The following is a 20667-nucleotide window of genomic DNA, read 5'->3' as shown; positions in this document are numbered from 1 at the left end:
GGCTGCGGGCGGCGTGTTTCAAGTGCCGTCCGGCGCGCGGTCAGACCGATTTTTTCACCATCCGCTCGATGGCTTCCACGGCGCAAGCCAGCCCATCTTCCGCACGCATCCGTTCGCCGAGCGCTCGCGCCTTTTCGCGCGCCTCGGGTCGGCCGGCGAAAGCGATGCCGCGCGCCAGGTCTTCCGCCGTGAGGCGGTTGCCTGCCACCGCGCTGTCGGCCACGCCCGCTCGCGCGAGCCTGTCGGCCCAGAAGAACTGATCGCCCGCAAACGGGACCACCACCGAAGGCACGCCCGCGCGAGCCGCTGAATGCGTGGTGCCCGATCCGCCGTGATGCACCACCAGTGCCATGCGGGGAAAGAGCCAGTCGTGCGGTGTGTTGCCCACCACGTGAAAGTTGGCGGGCAGGTTTGCGGCATCGATGCCGCTCCAACCTGGATTGAGCACGGCACGGCGGCCTGCAACGGCCGTCACCACGATCTCGCGCAGCCGGGCGGCATCGAAGCCGGTCATGCTGCCGAAGCCGATGTAGAGGGGCGCCTCGCCGGCCACGAGAAATGCGTTCAGCGCAGCCGGAGGCTGCCAGTCGGCGGCAGGCGGAATCCATTGGCCGCAGACGCTCGCGTTCGCGGGCCAGTCGCCGGGGCGCGGCACGAGGTGACGTGAAAAGCCGTAGAGCATCGGATGGTCGGACCACATGCGCTGGCGCGCCGGCAGGCCGCACACCTCTGCACGGGCGGCGTTCACGGCCGGCCTGAAAGCTCGCCAGAGCATTGCGTTCACGAAGTGATGGCTCAGGCGGTTGAGAAAGCGGGGAACACGCGAAGGTGGCAGGAAAGGGGAGGCGAAATCGCGGGTCGGCGTGAGCGGGAACATGCCGGCGCCGATGACCGGCACGCCGAGCGCATCAGCCGCCGAAAGTCCGGTGAAGGCGGCCAGCCCGGACGCCACGATGAGGTCGCAGCCCTCTGCCGTTTCAACGGTCTGCCGGAGCCATGAGTTGGCATTGGTATTGGCGATCGCGGCGAGCGCCTGGGCGGCTGCGCCGGGTCGATCGCTCTGCGCCACGACGTTGGCAATGGCGCCGTGCGTGCCGAGCGCGCCCTGGATGTCGCCCGCCAGTGCCTGGGTCTTCACTTGCAGCTTCTGCGCCGTCTCCAGCGTCGAGGCATCGGCGAGCAAGACCGATGCGTGGCCCGCATCGTCCAGCGCGCGGCACAGGGCGGCGAGCGGGCGTGCGTCGCCCTCGGTGCCATAGGTGACCACGGCGATCTTCATGCGCGTTTCCTCCGGGGCGGCCTGGCGGCGTCTTGAGCGTCTGGAGCATCTGCTGCCTCTTGCGCGCCATGCACGAAGAGGTCGACGACCACCGCGAACTCCTTGCGAAGGTTCAGCCCCGGCAGTGTGAGCCAGCGCATCAGCGCGCCGAAATACATGTGGTGCAGCAGCGAGGCGAGGTGTTCGGCCGACACGTCGGTGCGCAGTTCGCCGCTCTCTTGCGCCTGCACGATCAGCAGCGCGAAGAGGCCCGCAAGATCGCGCGGACGGTGGTCGGGATTGCCCGCGGCGAGTTCGTCCTCGATGTTCAGGAAGCGGAACCGGAAGTAGTCGAGCAGGTAGTCGCGGTGACGTTCGGACCAGACGGCGGATTCGTCGAGCAGGCGCTTCAGGCGCGGTTCGAAGCGGCCCGCCGCGGCCACCAGGCCGCGAAGGCGCTCCGTGTCGGCCGCCAGCTCCAGGTGCACCCAGTGCGCGAGGATCGCTTCCTTGGTGGAGAAGTGGTTGTAGAGCGTGCCCTTGGCCACGTCGGCCTGCAGCGCGATCTGCTCCATCGTCGTTGCGGTGTAGCCGTTGGATTCGAAGAGCTGCATGGCGGTGACCGCCACATGGTCGAGCGTTTGCATTCGCCGCCGCTCGCGGCGGCCCGGGGGTTCGATGGCAATCATCAAGGCGCCTCCTGAAATTGGACGTCGTTCAAGTTTATACGACGGCTATTTTCAGTGCCCATGGCCGCTTCACTGGCGGTGTTTCTTTTTCGAGGGAAACGAATCTGTTGCGCGAAACGCCCCGTATTGAAGGCAGCCGTCGCGCATTTCGCGGCGTGCCCGTCACACAACAGGAGCACCTTCATGCAGAGCAAACTTCATCGCCTCGCTGCCGTCACCCTCGCCGTCGCGCTTTCCGCCGGAGCCTATTCGGCGATGGCGGCCAGCGTCATGGTCGGCGGCGCGCCGATGCTGCCCACCAAGGACATCATCGACAACGCAGTCAATTCCAAGGACCACACCACGCTGGTTGCGGCCGTCAAGGCGGCGGGCCTGGTTGACACGCTCAAGGGCCCGGGTCCGTTCACCGTGTTCGCGCCGACCAACGCGGCCTTCGCGAAGCTGCCGGCGGGCACCGTCGACACGCTCCTCAAGCCCGAGAGCAAGGATGCGTTGACCGGCGTGCTCACCTACCACGTGGTGTCGGGCAAGCTCGATGCGGCCGCGCTCAAGAAAGAGATCAAGGCCGGCAAGGGTTCCGCCGAACTGAAGACCGTGGCCGGCGGCACGCTCGTCGCCAAGAGCAAGGGCGGCAAGATCACGCTCACCGACGAGAAGGGCGGCACCGCCACCGTCACGATCCCGAACGTCTACCAGTCGAACGGCGTGATCCACGTGGTCGACAAGGTGCTCTTGCCCAAGTAAGGCCAAGCCGGACCCGCCCCCTGTCTCTGTCTTCTTCCAGCGAACACCGCGGAACTGGCTTCGCCAGGCCGCAGGTGTTGCCCCCGGTAGGGGGTGGGAGAAGCGACACGAAGTGCGCGCAGCCTGGGGGCGAGCAACAGTGCTTTAAAAAAAAAGCCCGCACGAAGGCGGGCTTGAAGGTGACCTGCTGGAGGAGGGAGGATCAGAGAGGATGCAGGCCACGGGAGAGACCCAACTATGCGTTCCGAAACTGAAAGCCACCTGACCTGTTCGCACTCTCGCCCGGTCCTCATTCCGCGCTAACTCGGTCCGCAATCAATCCTCGTCTTCCCACTTGCCGATGACCGTGCCGAGCACGACGAATGCGGTGCGGATCGGCTCGTGCTTCGGGTTGAGCGGCAGCAGCCATCGCGGACCGTCCTGCTCCTTGAATTCCTTGAACGTGAGCTTGCCGCCCTCGGTGATCAGAGCAATGACCCGCTCGCCGTCGGCGGGGGTCTTGAGGTTGGTGTCCACGAAGATGATCGAGCCTTCGGGATAGCTCTTGAGCTCGCCGCTGGCCGCGGCCATGCTGTCGCCCTCCACCCGCAGCGCATAGGTCTTCTCGGGGCTGTGGTGGGCGATGCAGGGAATCCAGCGGTCGGTCGTGTGCTTGCCCGCGATTTCCCAGTTGGCGGCCTGCGACCAGGAAATGAGCGGCACCGTGTCCGGCGTTCCGGGCTTGAAGTACGGCAGTTCCGGCGGTACGCGCACCACCCGGTAGATGGCGGCGGGCTCGTTGGCTTGGTGCTGCGCCTGGCGGATCTGGATGGGGTCCCACGGCGCCGGGCCGTCGCCGGTGTCCAGCCAGTTGGGATCGGCCCGGTAGGCGCGGGCCAGGGCCAGCAGGCCTCCGGTGCGGATCGTCGCCCCGCGCTCGATCTTCGAGATGCTTGCCTGTTTCACGCCTGAGACGACTTCGGCCTGCTTCTGGGTCAGTTTGGCGTATTCGCGTGCCGCCTTTGCACGTTTGGCAATAGTCTCCATAGCAGGCCATTTAAGCCTGAATGAATATTACCTCTAGAATTCAAAATATAAAGCAGGGAGTATTTTCAATGAAGCCACGCGAGTTGGTGCATGCGTTGCGGGCCATGGGCCTCACGCAAAAGCAGATCCAGGAACGCACCGGGATCCCACAACCCACGGTCAGCAAGATCGGCCTCGGGAGGGTGCGCGACGTGATGTCGCGCCACTACGTGGCGCTGTTGACCGCCTACGAACACCAGGTGAAGGTGCAGGCCGCTGCTGCGGTGGCGCCGGCCCCGGCTTCGTTTCACTGGCCCCGCGTCAATGAATGAGCGGTGCGCCGTCCTTCATCGCCGGGCTTGTGGCTCGACGGCGCACTGTGCGCGTTGGTGGCGCTGCTGTCCACGGCGGCGCTGTTCTACGGGGTCTTAAAAGGCATCCCGGCGGTGACCGGCATGGCGGCGTTCGGGCTGTCGGGGGCGGCCTGGGCCGCGATCGTGCTGCTGGACGGCGCTAGGCGCCAACGGGCACGTGCTGTGCGGGAGGCGCTAGACCGAGAGTGGCGCTGACGCGCACGCAGTCCTTGATGTGCTGCTCGCCCAGTGCGCGCAGGGCCGCGTAGCCGAGCGCCGCCGACACGATCTGCCCCGCGATCGGCACGTACTTGGTGGCCTGCTTGGCCGTCAGGCGCACGCCGGCGTGCTTGGCCAGCTTGATCAGCAGGTCGCGCGTCACGAGCCGGCCGACCAGCAGCGCGCCCACGGTGGTGGCGGCCTTCTGGATGCGCTCGCGCTGGTGCGGCGCGAGCTTTTCGACCTGGGTGACCGAGAGCCCGAACTCCGCGCTGATCTGCGGCACCAGCCGCGAGAGCAGGGCCGCATCGGCCGCCCAGTCGATGCCGGGCAGCGGAATCGCGCTGGCGGCCGCCGCCATCAGGGCCTTGCGGCCGATCAGCTTCCGGCTGCGGTGGATGGCCGCGATGATTTTTTCGTCACCATGGGCCAGTTCGATCGCGGACGGCATGCGGCGTCTCTCCTTGATGGGCGGTGCCGGCAAGAGTGCCGGCGGGTTCAGGTCAGGCTGCCAGGGCCTCCAGCTGGTCCGAGAGGGCCAGCCAGCGCTCCTCGAGCTTGGCGATTTCTTCGTTCAGGGCCTTCAGCCGCTTGCCTGCGTCGGCGAGTTCGGCCGGTGCGATCGGCTCGGCCAAGCGGGCTTCCAGCGCAGACCGTTCGACGCCGGCCGCGGCCAGGCGTTCATCGATCTGGGCAATTTCGCGCTTGATCGGCTTGGCCTGGTCGCTGCGCTGCTGGCGCTCCTGCGCGCTGGGCTTGGCCGCGACGGCTGCGGCGGCCGCAGCAGCCACCGCGCTCTCCGCCTCGCGCACAGCGATCTTGGCCTCTTCGCGCAGGCGCTTGGCTTCGTCCAGCAAGTAGCGCTGATAGTCATCCAGGTCACCGTCGAAGTCGGCAACGACACCGCGGCCCACGAGCCAGAACTCGTCGCACACCGAGCGCAGCAGCGCACGGTCGTGGCTCACCAGCATCAGCGTGCCTTCGAACTCGTTGAGCGCCACGGCCAGGGCTTCGCGGGTGGCGAGGTCCAGGTGGTTGGTGGGCTCGTCCAGCAGCAAGAGGTTGGGGCGCTGCCAGACCATCATCGCGAGCACGAGGCGGGCTTTTTCGCCGCCGCTCATGGTGCCCACGGGCTGCTTGACCATGTCGCCGCTGAAATTGAAGCTGCCCAGGAACCCGCGCAGCGCCTGCTCGCCGGTGCTTTCCTTCACCGCGCTGCCCAGCTCGCGGGCCATGCGCACCATGTGCTCCAGCGGGTTGTCCTGCGGGCGCAGCACGTCCAGTTCCTGCTGCGCGAAGTAGCCGATGTTCAGGCCCTTGCCCTCGGTGACTTCGCCGGCCAGCGCGCCCATTTCGCGCGCGATGGTCTTTACCAGCGTCGACTTGCCCTGGCCGTTCGCGCCCAGGATGCCGATGCGCTGGCCCGCCAGCACCGAGCGGCTCACGCCGCGCAGGATGGTCTTGGGCGCTTCGTCCTCGATCTCGTAGCCGAAGCTCGCATTGGCAATCGACAGCATCGGGTTGGGAATGTTGCCCGGCTCCTTGAATTCGAAGGTGAAGTCGGCCTCGGCCAGCAGCGGCGCAACCCGCTCCATGCGCTCCAGCGCCTTGACCCGGCTCTGCGCCTGCTTGGCCTTGCTGGCCTTGGCCTTGAAGCGGTCGATGAACTTCTGCAGGTGGGCGATCTTGTCCTGCTGCTTGGAGAACGCGACCTGCTGCTGCTCCATCTGCAGCGCGCGCATGTCCTCGAACTTGCTGTAGTTGCCGCCGTAGCGCGTGAGCTGGGCGTTGGCGATGTGCAGGGTGACGTCGGTCACGGCGTCGAGGAACTCGCGGTCGTGGCTGATGACGATCATGGTGCCGGGATACTTCTGCAGCCAGGCTTCGAGCCAGACGAGCGCATCCAGGTCCAAGTGGTTGGTGGGTTCGTCGAGCAGCAGCAGGTCGCTCGGACACATCAGCGCGCGGGCCAGTTGCAGGCGCATGCGCCAGCCGCCCGAGAAGCTGTTGACCGGACCGTCGAGTTCGTGCGACTTGAAGCCCAGACCCAGGATCAACGCCTGCGCGCGCGGCACGGCGTCGTGCTCGCCGGCATCGGCCAGGTCGGTGTAGGCGTGGGCCAGTTCCATGCCGATGTCGGCGTCGTCGGGGTTCTCGGCGTAGGCGGCCTCGATGGCTGCGAGCGTGGCGCGCAGCTCGGCCAGGCGGGTGTCGCCGCCCACCACGAAGTCGGTGGCCGACTCCTCGGTTTCGGGCATGTCCTGCGCCACCTGGGCCATGCGCCACTGCTTGGGCACGTAGAAGTCGCCGCCGTCTTCGTGCAGCGAGCCGTTGAAGAGCGCGAACAGCGTCGACTTGCCAGCGCCGTTGCGCCCGACGAGACCGACCTTTTCACCGGGGTTGATGGTGACGGTGGCGCCGTCGAGCAGTTTCTTGGCGCTGCGGCGAAGAATGACGTTTTTGAGAGTAATCATGAAATAGGAACCGTAGGGGCGATTATCCCGTCCGGCCCGGGGCGTCCTGGCGCGAAGGGGCAAAAGGGAACATCACCCGATGAAGGGGGACCGCAGCCAGCGCTGCGACAAATCGGCGGAAAGGAGCTTGGGCGGGCGCAGCTAACGCACGCCTGCGCCGGCCAGCACCGTCATGGCGGGGAGAGCGACGCGAGGGCCGCCCGGGTCACGAGCAGGACCTGGTCCTCGCCCGCCGAGGTTTCGAGCCACACCACTTCGAGCTGCGGGAATGCCGCCTCGAAGTAGTCGCGCTCGTTGCCGATTTCCAGCACCAGCACCGCCTGCTCGCTCATGCGGGAAGGCGCGTCGGCAAAGAGCTGGCGGATGAAGTCCATGCCGTCCGTGCCGCCGGCCAGGGCCAGTTCGGGCTCCGCCAGGTACTCGGCGGGCAGGGCGGCCATGCTGGCGCTGTTCACATAGGGCGGGTTGCAGAGCACCAGGTCGTACGGGCCGGGGAGGTTTGCCAGGCCATCGGACTCGACCAGCTTCACGCGCGCATCGAGTTCGTGCCGGGTGACATTGATGGCCGCGACTTCCAGCGCCTCGACGGACAGGTCGGCGGCGTCCACCGTCACGTCCGGGTACGTCAGCGCCGCGAGCACGGCCAGGCTGCCGTTGCCGGTGCACAGGTCGAGAACGCGCTGGGTGTGCGGGCCAAGCCAGTAGTCGATGCTGCCGTCGGCGATCAGTTCGGCGATGAAGCTGCGCGGCACGATGGCGCGCTCGTCCACATAGAAGGGCACGCCCTGCAGCCAGGCTTCCTTGGTGAGGTAGGCGGCGGGTTTGCGCGTGGCGATGCGTTCGTCGAGCAGCGCCGCAACCTTTCCGGCATCGGCCGGCGAGACAGCGGTGTCAGCCACCGCGTCGATGTCGTCCAGCGGCAGCTTCAGGCGCCACAGCACCAGCCATGCGGCTTCGTCGAAGGCATTGGCCGTGCCATGCCCGAAGGCGACACCGGCTTCTTCCAGCCGCTTCGCGCCGGCCTCGATGAGTTCGATGACCGTGCTCATCGAGCGAGCGAGGCTTCGAGCCGTTCCAGCGTGCGCTTGTAGATGTTCTTCAGCGTCTCGATCTCGGCCACGTCGATGTGCTCGTCGATCTTGTGGATGCTGGCGTTGACCGGGCCGACCTCGACCACCTGCTTGCAGATCTTGGCGATGAAGCGCGCATCGCTCGTGCCGCCGCTGGTCGAGAGTTCGGTCGCGATGCCGGTCTCATCCGCAATGGCCGCCTGCACCGAAGTGACGAGCTCGCCGGGCGTGGTCAAGAAGGGCAGGCCGCCGACCGTCCAGGCGAGCGTGTAGTCGACGCCGTGCGCATCGAGCACCGCATGCACGCGCTGCTGCAGCGATTCGGGCGTCGATTCGGTCGAGAAGCGGAAGTTGAAGTCGATCACCGCATTTCCGGGAATCACATTGCTCGCGCCCGTGCCCGAATGGAAATTGCTGATCTGCCAGCTGGTCGGCTGGAAATAGCCGTTGCCCGCGTCCCAGCCGCCGGCGGTGTTGATGGCCACCAGTTCGGCCAGCGCGGGCGCCACCGAATGCACCGGATTTTTTGCCAGGTGCGGGTAGGCGATGTGCCCTTGCACGCCCTTGACCGTGAGCTTGCCGCTCATGGTGCCGCGGCGGCCGTTCTTGATCATGTCGCCGCAGCGCTCCACGGCCGTGGGCTCGCCGACGATGCAGTAGTCGATGACCTCGCCGCGGGCGGCCAGCGTGTTGCAGACGATGACGGTGCCGTCGACGCCGGGGCCTTCTTCATCGCTCGTGAGCAACAGGGCCAGCGTGAGCTTCGGGTCGGGCGTGCCTTGCAGGAATTCTTCGATGGACACGACGAACGCCGCCACCGAGGTCTTCATGTCGCAGGCGCCGCGGCCGTACAGCTTGCCGTCGCGGTGCGTGGGCGTGAACGGGTGGCTGGTCCATTGCTCGACGGGGCCGGTGGGCACCACGTCGGTGTGGCCGGCGAACACCAGCGTCTTGCTGCCGGCGGCGTTGGCCGGGCGGCGCACCGCCCAGAGGTTGGTCACGCGGAAGTCGGCCGGCCCGCTCTCGATGGTTTCGAGTGCAAAGCCCAGCTGCGCCAGCCGTTCGCCGAGGATCTGTTGGCAGCCCGCGTCGTCAGGGGTGACCGAGGGGCGCGAGATGAGTTGTTCGGCGAGCTGGAGCGTGCGGGACATCGGGAAAGGCTTGGTTCAGAACTTCACGTCGAGCGTGATGTCGGTGAAAGTCGGTTCGTCGACTTGGTCGGTCAGGTGGCGGTCGTCGACCTGCTGCTTCGGCGCAGCGCGGTTCTGCAGGCGCCACAGCAGGTTGGTGGGCGAGTCGGAATGGGCCAGGCCCTCTTCGCGCGTCACGCGCTCCTCGATGATGAGGCGGGCGATGTCTTCCTCGAAGGTCTGCGAGCCTTCAGCCATCGACTGCTGCATGGCTTCCTTCACCGCGGAGAAGTCGCCCTTTTCGATCAGGTCGGCCACCAGCGCGGTGTTCAGCATGACTTCGAGCGCCGGCACGCGCGCGCCGGCCGGCGTGCGCAGCAGCCGCTGCGACACGATGGCGCGCAGCGCGCCGCCCAGGTCGCCCAGCAGCGTGGGGCGCACTTCCACCGGGAAGAAGCTCAGGATGCGGTTCAGCGCGCGGTAGCTGTTGTTGGCATGCAGCGTGGCCACGCACAGGTGGCCCGATTGCGCATAGGCGATGGCGGCCGTCATGGTCTCGCGGTCGCGGATTTCGCCGATCTGGATCACGTCGGGCGCCTGGCGCAGCGCGTTCTTGAGCGCGACGTGCAGCGAGGTGGTGTCGCTGCCCACGTCGCGCTGGTTCACCAGCGATTTCTTGTTGGTGTAGGTGAACTCGATCGGCTCCTCCACCGTGAGGATGTGGCCGCTGGCGTTCTCGTTGCGGTAGTCCAGCATCGAGGCGAGCGTGGTCGTCTTGCCCGCGCCGGTCGCGCCGACCATCAGGATCAGCCCGCGCTTGTCCATGATCAGCGTCTTCAGGATGTCGGGCAGGTTCAGGTCGGCAAAGCTCGGGATGACCGAGGCGATGTGCCGCACCACCACCGCATAGGTGCCGCGCTGGCGCATGGCGCTGATGCGGTAGTTGCCGGCGCCTTCGAGGGCGACGGCCATGTTCAGTTCGCCCGTGTTCTCCAGCTCCTGGATGCGGGCTTCGGGCACCACCTCGGACAGCAGCGCGAGCGGCGCCGTCGCGGGCAATACCTGCGCATTGATCGGCACGCAGATGCCGTTGATGCGGATCATCACCGGGGAGTGAGCCGAGAGGTAGATGTCGGAGGCCTTGCGCTCGGCCATCAAACGAAGAATTCGCTCCATCATGTTCATCGGTCTCTCTCCTCGGGTCTGTTGTTTTCTAACGGGACAAAAGCAGGGGATCAGTCGCGCAGCAGGTCGTTCAGGCTGGTCTTGGAGCGCGTTTGCGCATCGACCGTCTTGACGATGATCGCGGCGTAGGTGCTGTAGTCCTGGCCCGACTTGGTCTTCTTGGGCAGGTTGCCGCTGATGACCACACTGCCGGCCGGCACGCGGCCGAAGAAGGTCTCGCCGGTGTCGCGGTTGAAGATCGGGGTGCTCTGGCCGATGTACACGCCCATGCCGAGCACCGAGTTTTCTTCGATCACCACGCCTTCGACCACTTCGGAGCGGGCGCCGATGAAGCAGTTGTCTTCGATGATGGTCGGGCCGGCCTGCAGCGGCTCGAGCACGCCGCCGATGCCAACGCCGCCCGACAGGTGCACGTTGGCGCCGATCTGCGCGCACGAACCCACGGTGGCCCAGGTGTCGACCATGGTGCCTTCGCCCACATAGGCGCCGATGTTCACGTAAGAAGGCATCAGGATCGCGCCCTTGGCGATGTAGCTGCCGCGGCGGGCCACGGCCGGCGGCACGATGCGCACGCCCGATTCCTTGAGTTCGGCGGCCGATAGGTGCGAGAACTTGGTCGGCACCTTGTCGAAGAAACCGAGCGAGCCGGCCTGCATCTGCTCGTTGTCCTTCAGGCGGAACGACAGCAGCACGGCCTTCTTGATCCACTGGTGCACGGTCCACTTGCCGACGCTTTCGCGGGTGGCAACGCGCAGCTTGCCGTTGTTGAGTTCGGTGATCACGCTCTCGACGGCGTCGCGCACTTCGGCGGGGGCGGCGGAGGGCGAGATGTTGGCGCGGTCTTCCCACGCGGCGTCGATGATTTGTTGCAGTTGCTGGGTCATGGAGAGAGTCTCGGGTGAAAAATCGGGGCCAGGAGCCGTGGGAAGCGGTGCGTCAGCGGGTCAGGGCCGGCCGTCCTGCACGAAACGGACGATGCGTTCGGCGGCTTCCACGCACTCGGCCGTTTCGGCCACCAGGGCCATGCGGATGCGGCCCCGGCCGGGGTTGGCGCTGTGCGTGGTGTTTCGCGCCAGATAGCTCCCCGGCAGAACCGTGACATTGTATTGAGCGTAGAGCGCACGGGCGAAGGCTTCGTCGTCGCCAGCCCACACTTCGGGCACGCCCGCCCAGAGGTAGAAACTGGCGTCGGGCAGGCGCACGTCGAGCACGGGTTCGAGCAGCGGCGTGACCGCGGCGAACTTGGCGCGGTACTTGGCGCGGTTCTCGACCACATGCGCCTCGTCGCCCCAGGCCGCGATGCTGGCGGCGGCCACGGTGCCGCTCATGGCGCTCCCGTGGTAGGTGCGGTAGAGCAAGAACTTCTTGATGATGGCCGCATCGCCTGCCACGAAGCCGCTGCGAAGGCCCGGCACGTTGCTGCGCTTCGAAAGCGAGGTGAGGGCGATCAGGTTCTGGAAGTCGGGCCGGCCCAGCTTCACCGACGCTTCGAGGCCGCTGAGCGGGGGCTCCTCGCGGAAGTAGATTTCGCTGTAGCACTCGTCGGCCGCGATCACGAAGCCATGGCGGTCCGACAGGGCGAAGAGCTTCTGCCATTCATCCAGCGGCATGACGGCGCCGGTCGGGTTGCCCGGCGAGCAGACGAACACAAGCTGGGTGCGGGCCCAGATGTCTTCCGGCACGCTGTCCCAATCGACCGCGAAATTGCGCGACGCCATGCTCGGCACGTAGTACGGCTCGGCGCCCGAGAGCAGGGCTGCGCCCTCGTAGATTTGATAGAACGGATTGGGCGACAGCACCACCGGCTGCGGCGAGACGGTGGCATCGATCACCGTTTGCGCCAGCGAGAACAGCGCCTCGCGCGAACCGTTGACCGGCAACACCTGCGTGGCCGGATCTAGCACGAGGCTGTAGCGGGTCTGGAGCCAGTCGGTGAAGGCGGTGCGCAGTTTCAGGTCGCCGGCGGTAGCGGGGTAGGCGGCCAGGGCACCGAGGCTGGCGGTCAGGGCTTCCTTGATGAAGTCTGGCGTCGCGTGCTTGGGTTCGCCGATGCCGAGGCTGATGGGTGCGTATTCGGGAACGGGCGTGACGCCCGCGAACAGTTGCTTCAGCCGCTCGAAGGGGTACGGCTGCAACCTGGAAAGCAAGGGATTCATGCCCGGGATTATCGGTGACACCTGTTACCGCGCTTGGTGAAACGGTGACAGGTGTCGCTATCCGGCGGCCCACCTGCCGCACCGACGGTCCGGGCGGATGTCAGGTCGCGCTGCGCCGGTAGAAGGCGAGCGAACCCGCCAGCGCCAGCAGCATGCCGCCGCAGGCGCGGTCGATCCAGCGCGTGGCCGAGATCGTCAGGAGCCGGATCGCGCGGGCGCCGACGAAGGCGTAGGCCAGCATCACCAGCGTGTCCAGGCCCGCGAAGATCAGCGCAATGATGAGGTACTGCGGCGCCTGCGCGGCCGTCGGGTCGATGAACTGCGGCAGCAGGGCCGAGCAGAAGATGTAGCCCTTGGGGTTGGTCACCGCCACGAGAAAAGACTTGAAGAAGATGCGCCGGCTTTCGCCCGCCGTGACCGTGGCCGCGGCGTCCGCATCCGGCAACTGGAAGCCGCCCTTGGAGCGCAGCATGCGCAGCCCGAGCCAGGCCAGGTAGGCCGCGCCGACCCACTTGAGCATCGAGAACCAGAACTCCGACGCCGCCAGCAGCGCGCCGAGCCCAAGCGCGACGGCACCGACCAGCACGAAGTCGGACAGCACGGCGCCGAACATCCCCGGCAGCGCGCGCCGAACGCCGTGGCGCGAGCCGTTGCTGAGCGCCAGCAAAACGGTGGGGCCGGGCGTGGCGATGGCGGCGAAGGCCACGATGGCGAACAGCAGGGCGGTGGCGAGCGTCATCGGGGTGTCTCCGTCTGGGTGTTCTTCAGATCTTCTTGACCAGGACCATGCTCTTGCGGTCCCAGTTGTACTTGCGCTTGCGGGCCTCGGGCAGCCAGTCGGGGTTGACCTGCTGGAAGCCGCGCTTCAAGAACCAGTGCATGGTGCGCGTGGTGAGCACGAAAATGCTTTCCAGGCCCATCGACTTGGCGCGGTGCTCGATGCGCTTGAGGATGCGTTCGCCGTCGCCCTGCGACTGCGATAGCGGCGAGACGGTCAGCGCCGCCATCTCGGCCGTCTTCGCCTCGGGATACGGGTACAGCGCCGCGCAGCCGAAGATCACGCCATCGTGCTCGATCACCGTGTAGTGGCCCACGTCGCGCTCGATCTCGGTGCGATCGCGCTTGACCAGCGTGCCGTCGCGCTCGAAGGGCTCGATCAGTTGCAGGATGCCGCCGATGTCGTCCACCGTGGCTTCGCGCAGGCTCTCAAGCTTTTCGTCGATCACCATGGTGCCGACGCCGTCGTGCACATAGATCTCCAGCAGCAGCGAGCCGTCGAGCGCGAACGGCAGGATGTGGTTGCGCTCCACGCCGGCCTTGCAGGCTTTCACGCAATGCTGCAGATAGAACGCGGTGTCGGTGGGTTTCTGCGCGGGGGGAAGGGAAGCGAGCAGCTTCTCGGCGGCGTCCAGCGGCAGTTCGGTGTCGATCGGGTTGTCCTCGCTCTCGGGCAGCTCGCTGTCGATGCGGATGCCCGGAATCTCGGTCAGGAAGATCAGCTTGTCGGCCTGGATCGAGATGGCCACGCTGGTGGCGACTTCTTCCATCGTGAGGTTGAAGGCCTCGCCGGTGGGCGAGAAGCCGAAGGGCGACATGAGCACCATCGCGCCGAAATCGAGCGTGCGCCGGATGCCGGACGCATCGACCTTGCGCACGAGGCCCGAATGCTTGAAGTCCACGCCATCGACCACGCCCACGGGGCGCGCGGTGATGAAGTTGCCCGAGATCACCCGCACTGTCGAGCCGGCCATCGGGGTGTTCGGCAGGCCTTGGCTGAAGGCCGCTTCGATCTCGTAGCGCAACTGGCCGGCGGCTTCCTGGGCCGAGTCGAGCGCCACCGCATCGGTGATGCGGATGCCATGCGAGTACTGCGCCTCGTGGCCCTTGGCCGCCAACTGCTCGTTGACCTGCGGACGGAAGCCGTGCACCAGCACGATCTTCACGCCCATGCTCTGGATCAGCGCCAGGTCTTGCGCGATGTTCTGCAGCTTGCCGGCCGCAATCGCCTCGCCGGCGAGGGCCACCACGAAAGTCTTACCGCGGTGCGTGTGGATGTAGGGCGCGACCGAGCGGAACCAGGGCACGAAGGTGAAATTGAAGACGGTGGACATGGGGCGTGATTGTGCATTCTTGGAAGGCATTTCGTACGGCTCAGGCCAATGCGCGCAGCACGCGGGCCGCGACCGCGGGCGGACCCGCGCCGCGGCCTTCGTCGGCCGCCGGCTGCAGCACATCCGCCTTGCGGGCGCGGAAGGTCGCAAGCAGCGCCGCATAGGCGTCGGTCGACTCGCCCGCCGGGATGGCTGGCAGGTCGAGCAGGGCGGCCAGTTCGGCGGGCGCGATCGATCCTTCGCGCATGAGCGCATCGACCACCGCCATCAGCGCGGCCGTGTGCGCTTCGAGCACCGCCAGCGCGCGTGCGTGCTCCTGCATGAGCAGCGCCTCGATCTCGGGGTTCGTCGCCTCGACGTCGGTGTTCAGGTCGTCGTTGGCGTCGTTCGCGATGTCGGTGCGGCTGAAGCGCGAGCCGAAGGCGTAGTGGCGCACGTACTGCGCGGCATTGGCCGTGGCCTGCATGAAGTCCTGCGAGGCGCCCGAGGTGCAGGCCTCGCCGCCGAACACCATCTGCTCGGCGGCGCGGCCCGCGAGGCTCACGCAGATGCGGTCGCGCAGGTTCTCCTTCGACCAGGCCTTGCGCTGCTCGTAGCTGTTGTAGCCGCCCTCGAACGAGGCCACGTTGATCTTGATCTCCTGCGGCGCGCGGCCGAAGAGCACGCCGTAGACCACGCCGTGGCCCGCCTCGTGCACAGCAAGCAGGGCGCGGAAGTCCTCGCTCGAGCGCTGCTTCAGTCGATTGAGCTCGAGCGTGACCGGGAACTGGCGGCGTGCCTTGCGGTACTTCGCCACGATGCACGGCACGGTAGCGTCCAGCGAGAGCCACACCGGTTCAGCGCCGTCCGCGCCGCGCTCCAGCGCCCACAGCGCGGCGTTGACCAGCGTCGCGCTCAGGATTGCGTGGATCGAGGAGAACAGCGGGCGCGTGCCCTGCGCCGGGAACACGGCGTTGGCGTAGATCTGCTCGTACACGCCCGCGTCGAGCACGAAGCGCACGCCGGAGCTCTCCTGGATCTCGCTCACATAGCGGTCGCAGATCGACAGGATCAGCTGCACGTAGGTCGCACGGTTGAACGACGGGTAGATCACATGGTTGTTGCCCAGGCGCGCGATCTGCTCGGGACGGAAGCGATTGGCGAGCGCCTTCTTCACGTCGATGACCGAGAGCTTCTTTGTGAGCGCATGGAAGATGTCGGCGTCGGTGTCGCAGTCCTCGACGCGCTGGGCGGTCTCGGCGTACATCTCGTCCAGGTTGCCCGAGACGAACACCAGCAGCTTGCTGTAGTCGGTTTCCCAGTTCTGTTGCGTGTCTCGGAAGGCGCGCAGGCGCGCATGCACCTCGGCGGGCTTCCACGCCATGATCTGCAGCAGGGTCTCGGGCAGCTTCAGGCAGCGCTTGACCTCGCGCGCCTCCCAGGGCGAGAGGTGCAGCTTGCGCTTCTTGAGCTTCTTCTTGTCGGCGGGGCCGTCGCGATCCTGCTCGTACTCGGCGTACGCGAGCGAGGACTCGATCTCGCCGAGCATCGAGAGCGCCGGCGGCAGGCGCCCGTCGGACAGCAGCGCCCACACGTCCTGGTAGCGCTCGACCTTGGCGTCGTGGCCGTTGCCGTCCACTGTGCGAAAGCGCTGGAACTCGTCGAGCACCAGGATGCCCGGCGTGCCCTCGACGATGCCCGACTCGGCCAGCATGGCCGAGATGGAGCCGCGGCTGTGGTGGCCGGAGCCGTGGCTGAAGCCGTCCATCTGCACTTCGATGAAGCGGTCGTAGAAGCCCAGGTGCTGGGCGAGCTTGCGCACCAGCTGCGTCTTGCCGGTGCCGGTCAGGCCCCAGAGACACACGATGACCGGGCGGCTGATGAGCTGCGGCAGCACATACCAGGCGCGCAGCGATTCGATCACGCGATCGATGATGTCGTCGATGCCGAAGAGTTCTTCCTTCAGCGATCGGGCGACGGTCTGCAGGTGCTTCGTGCGCTCGGCGAGCTCGGCATGCAGTTCGGAATGGATGTCGGTGGACATGGAATGATTTCTTTGAATGAAACAGGTACGAAAAAGCGGCCACCCCTCGCAAAGAGGGAGCGGCAAGCAGACGCTGTGAAGGGACGGTTGCTGCGCTTCCGAGACTGAAGCGCGCGACTCGAAAAAGTGGCGCGGGCCTCAGGCCGGGCGGAGCAACCTGACCCGGCCATGCGTTGGGAGCGCATGGCGTGCGCAGCGGCTGCGCAACGGGGTGAGGGCAAGGAAGGACATGGACGCGATCCTAGCGACGAGTTGCGGTTGAGTAAAGAATATTTACGCCACGCGTTGCGTGAAGGCCGCCGCTCTGTGGAAGCCGTGCAACAGCCGCGCTGCGCGCCGATAATCCGTGGTTTGCCCGCCGCGTCCCGACGACTGCTTTCCCTTGACGACCACGACACCCTCCGCCCCCTTGCGCATCGAGTTCCCCGAATCGCTTCCCGTCTCCGGCAGGCGCGACGAAATCATGGCCGCCATCCAGGCGAACCAGGTCGTGATCGTCTGCGGCGAAACCGGCTCGGGCAAGACCACGCAGTTGCCCAAGATCGCGCTGGCGCTCGGCCGCGGCAAGATCAACGCCGAGCCGGGCAAGGGCCGGCTCATCGGCCACACGCAGCCGCGACGCATTGCCGCAAGCTCGGTGGCCAAGCGCATCGCCGAAGAACTGAAGACGTCGCTGGGCGACGTGGTCGGCTTCAAGGTGCGCTTTCAGGATCGCTTGAGCCGCGATGCCTCGGTCAAGCTCATGACCGACGGCATCCTGCTCGCCGAGACGCAGACCGATCCGCTGCTCAAGGCCTACGACACGCTCATCATCGACGAGGCTCACGAGCGTTCGCTGAACATCGACTTCCTGCTCGGCTACCTGCGCGAGATCCTTCCGCGCCGTCCCGACCTGAAGGTGATCGTCACTTCGGCAACCATCGACGCCGACCGCTTCGCGCAGCACTTCGGATCGGCCAAGGGACCGGCGCCGATCATCTATGTGTCGGGCCGCACCTTCCCGGTCGAGCAGCGCTATCGCCCCTTCGAGGAATCGCGCGAGCACGACCTGAACGACGCGATTGCAGACGGCGTCGACGAGCTCTGGCGCGATCCGCACAACGCGGGCGACATCCTCGTCTTCCTGCCCGGCGAGCGCGAGATCCGCGAGGCCGCCGACCATCTGCGCCGCCACCTGAGCCACCACCCGCTGTTCCGCAACGCCGAGGTGCTGCCGTTGTTCGCGCGGCTCTCGGGCCCGGAGCAGGACCGCATCTTCGACAGCCACACCGGCCGGCGCATCGTGCTCGCCACCAACGTGGCCGAGACCTCGCTCACGGTGCCCGGCACCCGCTACGTGATCGACACCGGCACGGCGCGCGTCAAGCGCTACAGCTTCCGCAGCAAGGTCGAGCAGTTGCTGGTCGAGCCGATCAGCCAGGCCGCGGCCAACCAGCGCGCGGGCCGCTGCGGCCGCGTGGCGAACGGCATCTGCATCCGGCTCTACGACGAGAAGGATTTCCAGGGCCGCCCGCGCTTCACCGATCCGGAAATCCTGCGCTCTTCGCTCGCGGGCGTGATCCTGCGGATGAAGTCGCTGCGGCTGGGCGACGTGGCGCAGTTTCCGTTTCTCGAAGCGCCGTCGCCGCGCGCGATTGCCGACGGCTACCAGCTGCTCAACGAACTCGGTGCGGTCGACGACGCGAACGAGCTCACCGCCACCGGCGCCGAGCTCGCCAAGCTCCCGCTCGACCCGCGCGTCGGCCGGATGATTCTCGAAGCCCGCACGCGCGGCGCGCTCGAGGAAGTGCTGGTCATCGCCTCGGCCCTCAGCGTGCAGGACGTGCGCGACCGGCCAATGGAAGCGCAGCAGCAGGCCGACCAGGCGCATTCGAAGTTCGACGACGAGAAGAGCGAATTCAGCGGCTACCTGCGTTTGTGGAAATGGATCGCCGATGCGCGCGGCGGCCACGGTGACACGCACAAGCTCAGCAACCGCCAGTACGAGCAGTTGCTGCGCCAGAACTTCATCAACATCCGCCGCGTGCGCGAGTGGCGCGACATCCACTCGCAACTGCTCACCGTGGTCACCGAGCACAAGTGGCGCATCAACGCCGAGCCGGCAGGCTATGAGCCGCTGCATCTGTCGATGCTCGCCGGCCTGCTGGGCAACGTCGGCTGGAAGCTCGAGGACGACGAGGCCTACCTCGGTGCGCGCGGCATCAAGTTCTACAAGCACCCCGGTGCTCACCTGAAGAAGAAGCCGGGCCGCTGGATCGTCGCGGCCGAGCTGGTCGAGACCACGCGGCTCTTCGGCCGCGGCATCGCCAACATCGAGCCGCAGTGGCTTGAACAGGTGGCGGGGCATCTGCTGAAGAAGCAGTTGCTCGACCCGCACTGGGAGAAGAAGGGCGCGCAGGTCTCGGCGCTGGAGCGTGCGACCTTGTACGGCCTCGTGGTGTACAGCGGGCGCCGCGTCGATTTCACCAAGGTCGATCCGGTCGCGGCGCGCGAGATCTTCATCCGCGAAGCGCTGGTCGGCGGCCAGTGGGAAAGCAAGTTCCCGTTCCTCACCGCCAATCGCAAGCTGGTGCGCGAGGTCGAAGGCCTGGAGCACAAGGCGCGCCGGCAGGACGTGCTGGTCGATGAGGAACTGATCTTCGCGTTCTACGACGCGCAACTGCCCGCCGACGTGGCGAGCGGCATCAGCTTCGAGAACTGGTACCGCCATGCTTCGCGGGAGCAGCCGCGCCTCCTGTACCTCACGCGCGACGAGCTGATGCGCCACCAGGCGGCCGGCATCACGACGCAATCGTTCCCGCCGACGCTGCGGCTTGGCGGCGTCGATTGCGCCGCGAGCTACCTGCATGAGCCCGGCGATGCGAAGGACGGCTTGACGGTCAGCGTGCCGCTCTTCGTGCTCAACCAGGTGAGCGAGGAGCGCTGCGAGTGGCTGGTGACCGGCATGCTCAAGGACAAGATCCAGGCGCTGCTCAAGAGCCTGCCGCAGCGCCCGCGCTCGCGGCTGGTGCCGCTGCCCGAATCGGCGGCGAAGCTGGCGGAAGAACTCTCGGCGCCCGAGCTGTTCGGCGCCGGCTCGCTCACCGACGTGCTGCTCAAGCGCGTGCGCGACATGACCAGCATCGACGTGAAGCGCGCCGACTTCAAGCTCGACATGCTGCCGCCGCACCTGTTCATGAACCTGCGCATCGTGGACGAGCACGGCCGTCAGCTCGGCATGGGGCGCAACCTCGGCGCGCTGAAGGCCGAGCTGGGCGCGCAGGCGCGCGGCGCCTTCCAGGCGCTCGCGGGGCTGAATGTGAAGGCATCGCCGGCGCCGAAGGCTTCGGCCGCCGACGAAGGCAAGGCGCCTGCGAAGAGCGCGTCGCCCGAGAAGGCCACGCCCGCGCTGCCCGCCGGCCAGCGCTACACGGCCTGGACCTTCGGCGAACTGCCGGAGCTGATGGAGGTGCGGCGCGGATCGCAGTCGCTCATCGGCTTCCCCGCGCTGCGCGACGAAGGCGACGCAGTGACGATCGAGGTGTTCGACGAACCCGCAGTGGCCGCCGCGAAGCACCGCGCGGGCCTGCGCCGCCTGTTCGCGCTGCAACTGAAGGACGCGCTCAAGTACCTCGAGAAGAACATCCCCGATCTGCAGAAGATGGCCGTGGCCTATATGCCGCTCGGCACCTCGGAGGAACTGCGCGCGCAGATCATCGACGTGGCGATCGACCGCGCCTTCCTGCAGGAACCGCTGCCCACGGACGAGTTCGCCTTCAAGCGCCGGCTGGAAGAGGGACGCGGGCGGCTCACGCTGATCGCCAATGAAGTGGCGCGGCTCGCGTCGACCATCCTCGTCGAGTACGCCGCCGCCGCGCGCAAGATCAAGGACACGAAGATCCAGCCCGAAGCCGTGCAGGACGCCGCTCAACAACTGCAGAAGCTCGTCGGCAAGCGCTTCATCGCCGATTCGCCGTGGACGCAGCTGCAGCACTTCGCGCGCTACCTGAAGGCCATCGTGCTGCGCCTGGACAAGCTGCGCGCCGACCCCGCGCGCGACGCCTCGAAGCTCGCCGAACTTCGCCCGCAGGAGCAGCGCTACTGGCGTCTCGTGGCCGAGCGCAAGGGCGTGGTGGACGACCGCATGCTCGAATTCCGCTGGCTGCTGGAGGAGCTTCGCGTGAGCTTCTTCGCGCAGGAACTGCGCACGCCGCAGCCGGTGAGCGTCAAGCGGCTGGACAAGGCCTGGGCCCAACTGCAGGCATGAAAAA

General features: G+C 66.9%; 17 protein-coding genes. 3 read left to right on the top strand and 14 right to left on the bottom strand.

Annotated features, from left to right (window positions below; genetic code table 11):
* Nucleotides 1-40 precede the first annotated feature (40 nt).
* From QF040_RS08465 to QF040_RS08455, 3 genes are read right to left on the bottom strand one after another with little or no spacing between them, the layout of a single operon-like run.
* Nucleotides 41-1279, bottom strand: coding sequence for a glycosyltransferase (locus QF040_RS08465; protein ID WP_429610666.1), 1239 nt, complete (start codon nucleotides 1277-1279; stop codon nucleotides 41-43).
* Nucleotides 1276-1947 carry a TetR/AcrR family transcriptional regulator gene (locus QF040_RS08460; RefSeq protein ID WP_429610665.1) on the bottom strand — a complete coding sequence of 224 codons (672 nt, stop codon included), beginning with the start codon at nucleotides 1945-1947 and terminating at the stop codon, nucleotides 1276-1278. The genes QF040_RS08465 and QF040_RS08460 overlap by 4 nt, the downstream gene beginning before the upstream one ends.
* On the bottom strand, nucleotides 1947-2132 hold the full coding sequence (locus QF040_RS08455) for a hypothetical protein (protein WP_429610664.1): 186 nt from the start codon (nucleotides 2130-2132) through the stop codon (nucleotides 1947-1949). Before QF040_RS08455 ends, QF040_RS08460 begins: the two co-directional genes overlap by 1 nt.
* Here QF040_RS08455 and QF040_RS08450 point away from each other — a divergent pair.
* Nucleotides 2131-2691 (top strand): fasciclin domain-containing protein, encoded by a 561-nt coding sequence (locus tag QF040_RS08450; RefSeq protein ID WP_429610663.1) that lies wholly within the window; start codon nucleotides 2131-2133, stop codon nucleotides 2689-2691. The genes QF040_RS08455 and QF040_RS08450 overlap by 2 nt on opposite strands.
* A gap of 315 nt (nucleotides 2692-3006) precedes the next feature.
* On the opposite strand, the gene QF040_RS08445 is transcribed toward QF040_RS08450, so the two are convergent.
* On the bottom strand, nucleotides 3007-3717 hold the full coding sequence (locus tag QF040_RS08445) for a helix-turn-helix domain-containing protein (protein WP_429610662.1): 711 nt from the start codon (nucleotides 3715-3717) through the stop codon (nucleotides 3007-3009).
* 68 nt (nucleotides 3718-3785) lie between these two features.
* Here QF040_RS08445 and QF040_RS08440 point away from each other — a divergent pair, with 68 nt between their 5' ends.
* Nucleotides 3786-4028: an XRE family transcriptional regulator gene (locus QF040_RS08440; protein ID WP_306879224.1), complete on the top strand. Its 243-nt coding sequence runs from the start codon at nucleotides 3786-3788 to the stop codon at nucleotides 4026-4028.
* Nucleotides 4029-4209: 181 nt separating this feature from the next.
* On the opposite strand, the gene QF040_RS08435 is transcribed toward QF040_RS08440, so the two are convergent.
* From QF040_RS08435 to QF040_RS08390, 10 genes are all read right to left on the bottom strand, one after another.
* Nucleotides 4210-4719: a hypothetical protein gene (locus QF040_RS08435; protein WP_307650578.1), complete on the bottom strand. Its 510-nt coding sequence runs from the start codon at nucleotides 4717-4719 to the stop codon at nucleotides 4210-4212.
* A gap of 52 nt (nucleotides 4720-4771) precedes the next feature.
* The gene (locus tag QF040_RS08430; RefSeq protein WP_429610661.1) at nucleotides 4772-6742 is read right to left on the bottom strand and encodes an ABC-F family ATP-binding cassette domain-containing protein; all 1971 of its coding nucleotides are present in this window, start codon (nucleotides 6740-6742) and stop codon (nucleotides 4772-4774) included.
* Between the two features lie 170 nt (nucleotides 6743-6912).
* Entirely contained in the window at nucleotides 6913-7791 is an 879-nt protein-coding gene (gene prmB / locus QF040_RS08425) for a 50S ribosomal protein L3 N(5)-glutamine methyltransferase (RefSeq protein ID WP_429610660.1), read from the bottom strand.
* Complete coding sequence (gene dapE, locus QF040_RS08420) at nucleotides 7788-8963, bottom strand: succinyl-diaminopimelate desuccinylase (RefSeq protein ID WP_429610659.1); 1176 nt, start codon at nucleotides 8961-8963, stop codon at nucleotides 7788-7790. The genes prmB and dapE overlap by 4 nt, the downstream gene beginning before the upstream one ends.
* Before the next feature lie 15 nt (nucleotides 8964-8978).
* The gene (locus QF040_RS08415) at nucleotides 8979-10127 is read right to left on the bottom strand and encodes a PilT/PilU family type 4a pilus ATPase (protein ID WP_013541234.1); all 1149 of its coding nucleotides are present in this window, start codon (nucleotides 10125-10127) and stop codon (nucleotides 8979-8981) included.
* Nucleotides 10128-10177: 50 nt separating this feature from the next.
* Complete coding sequence (gene dapD / locus QF040_RS08410; protein ID WP_429610657.1) at nucleotides 10178-11011, bottom strand: 2,3,4,5-tetrahydropyridine-2,6-dicarboxylate N-succinyltransferase; 834 nt, start codon at nucleotides 11009-11011, stop codon at nucleotides 10178-10180.
* A 60-nt stretch (nucleotides 11012-11071) separates the two neighbouring features.
* Entirely contained in the window at nucleotides 11072-12283 is a 1212-nt protein-coding gene (gene dapC / locus QF040_RS08405; protein WP_429610656.1) for a succinyldiaminopimelate transaminase, read from the bottom strand.
* A gap of 100 nt (nucleotides 12284-12383) precedes the next feature.
* Entirely contained in the window at nucleotides 12384-13022 is a 639-nt protein-coding gene (locus tag QF040_RS08400; protein ID WP_429610655.1) for a LysE family translocator, read from the bottom strand.
* A 25-nt stretch (nucleotides 13023-13047) separates the two neighbouring features.
* Nucleotides 13048-14394, bottom strand: coding sequence for an amino-acid N-acetyltransferase (gene argA / locus QF040_RS08395; RefSeq protein ID WP_013541239.1), 1347 nt, complete (start codon nucleotides 14392-14394; stop codon nucleotides 13048-13050).
* Nucleotides 14395-14434: 40 nt separating this feature from the next.
* Complete coding sequence (locus tag QF040_RS08390) at nucleotides 14435-16417, bottom strand: AAA family ATPase (RefSeq protein WP_429610654.1); 1983 nt, start codon at nucleotides 16415-16417, stop codon at nucleotides 14435-14437.
* A gap of 382 nt (nucleotides 16418-16799) precedes the next feature.
* On the opposite strand from QF040_RS08390, the gene hrpA reads away from it, so the two are divergent.
* A complete protein-coding gene (gene hrpA / locus QF040_RS08385) occupies nucleotides 16800-20663 on the top strand; it encodes an ATP-dependent RNA helicase HrpA (protein WP_429610653.1) in 3864 nt (1287 codons plus the stop codon).
* Nucleotides 20664-20667: the final 4 nt, after the last annotated feature.

Origin of the sequence: Variovorax sp. W2I14 (assembly GCF_050435205.1) — a bacterium.
Classification (GTDB): Bacteria; Pseudomonadota; Gammaproteobacteria; order Burkholderiales; family Burkholderiaceae_C; genus Variovorax; species Variovorax paradoxus_C.
Note: the sequence above shows the minus strand (reverse complement) of the source record. Positions and strands in the feature narration are given on the sequence as shown.

Coding starts and splice junctions, on each gene's coding strand:
- QF040_RS08440 (WP_306879224.1), top strand. CDS start 3,786: ATGAAGCCACGCGAGTTGGTGCATGCGTTGCGGGCCATGGGCCTCACG.
- QF040_RS08400 (WP_429610655.1), bottom strand. CDS start 13,022: ATGACGCTCGCCACCGCCCTGCTGTTCGCCATCGTGGCCTTCGCCGCC.
- QF040_RS08415 (WP_013541234.1), bottom strand. CDS start 10,127: ATGAACATGATGGAGCGAATTCTTCGTTTGATGGCCGAGCGCAAGGCC.
- QF040_RS08435 (WP_307650578.1), bottom strand. CDS start 4,719: ATGCCGTCCGCGATCGAACTGGCCCATGGTGACGAAAAAATCATCGCG.
- dapC (WP_429610656.1), bottom strand. CDS start 12,283: ATGAATCCCTTGCTTTCCAGGTTGCAGCCGTACCCCTTCGAGCGGCTG.
- prmB (WP_429610660.1), bottom strand. CDS start 7,791: ATGAGCACGGTCATCGAACTCATCGAGGCCGGCGCGAAGCGGCTGGAA.
- dapE (WP_429610659.1), bottom strand. CDS start 8,963: ATGTCCCGCACGCTCCAGCTCGCCGAACAACTCATCTCGCGCCCCTCG.
- QF040_RS08465 (WP_429610666.1), bottom strand. CDS start 1,279: ATGAAGATCGCCGTGGTCACCTATGGCACCGAGGGCGACGCACGCCCG.
- QF040_RS08455 (WP_429610664.1), bottom strand. CDS start 2,132: ATGAAGGTGCTCCTGTTGTGTGACGGGCACGCCGCGAAATGCGCGACG.
- dapD (WP_429610657.1), bottom strand. CDS start 11,011: ATGACCCAGCAACTGCAACAAATCATCGACGCCGCGTGGGAAGACCGC.
- QF040_RS08390 (WP_429610654.1), bottom strand. CDS start 16,417: ATGTCCACCGACATCCATTCCGAACTGCATGCCGAGCTCGCCGAGCGC.
- argA (WP_013541239.1), bottom strand. CDS start 14,394: ATGTCCACCGTCTTCAATTTCACCTTCGTGCCCTGGTTCCGCTCGGTC.
- QF040_RS08445 (WP_429610662.1), bottom strand. CDS start 3,717: ATGGAGACTATTGCCAAACGTGCAAAGGCGGCACGCGAATACGCCAAA.
- QF040_RS08460 (WP_429610665.1), bottom strand. CDS start 1,947: ATGATTGCCATCGAACCCCCGGGCCGCCGCGAGCGGCGGCGAATGCAA.
- QF040_RS08450 (WP_429610663.1), top strand. CDS start 2,131: ATGCAGAGCAAACTTCATCGCCTCGCTGCCGTCACCCTCGCCGTCGCG.
- QF040_RS08430 (WP_429610661.1), bottom strand. CDS start 6,742: ATGATTACTCTCAAAAACGTCATTCTTCGCCGCAGCGCCAAGAAACTG.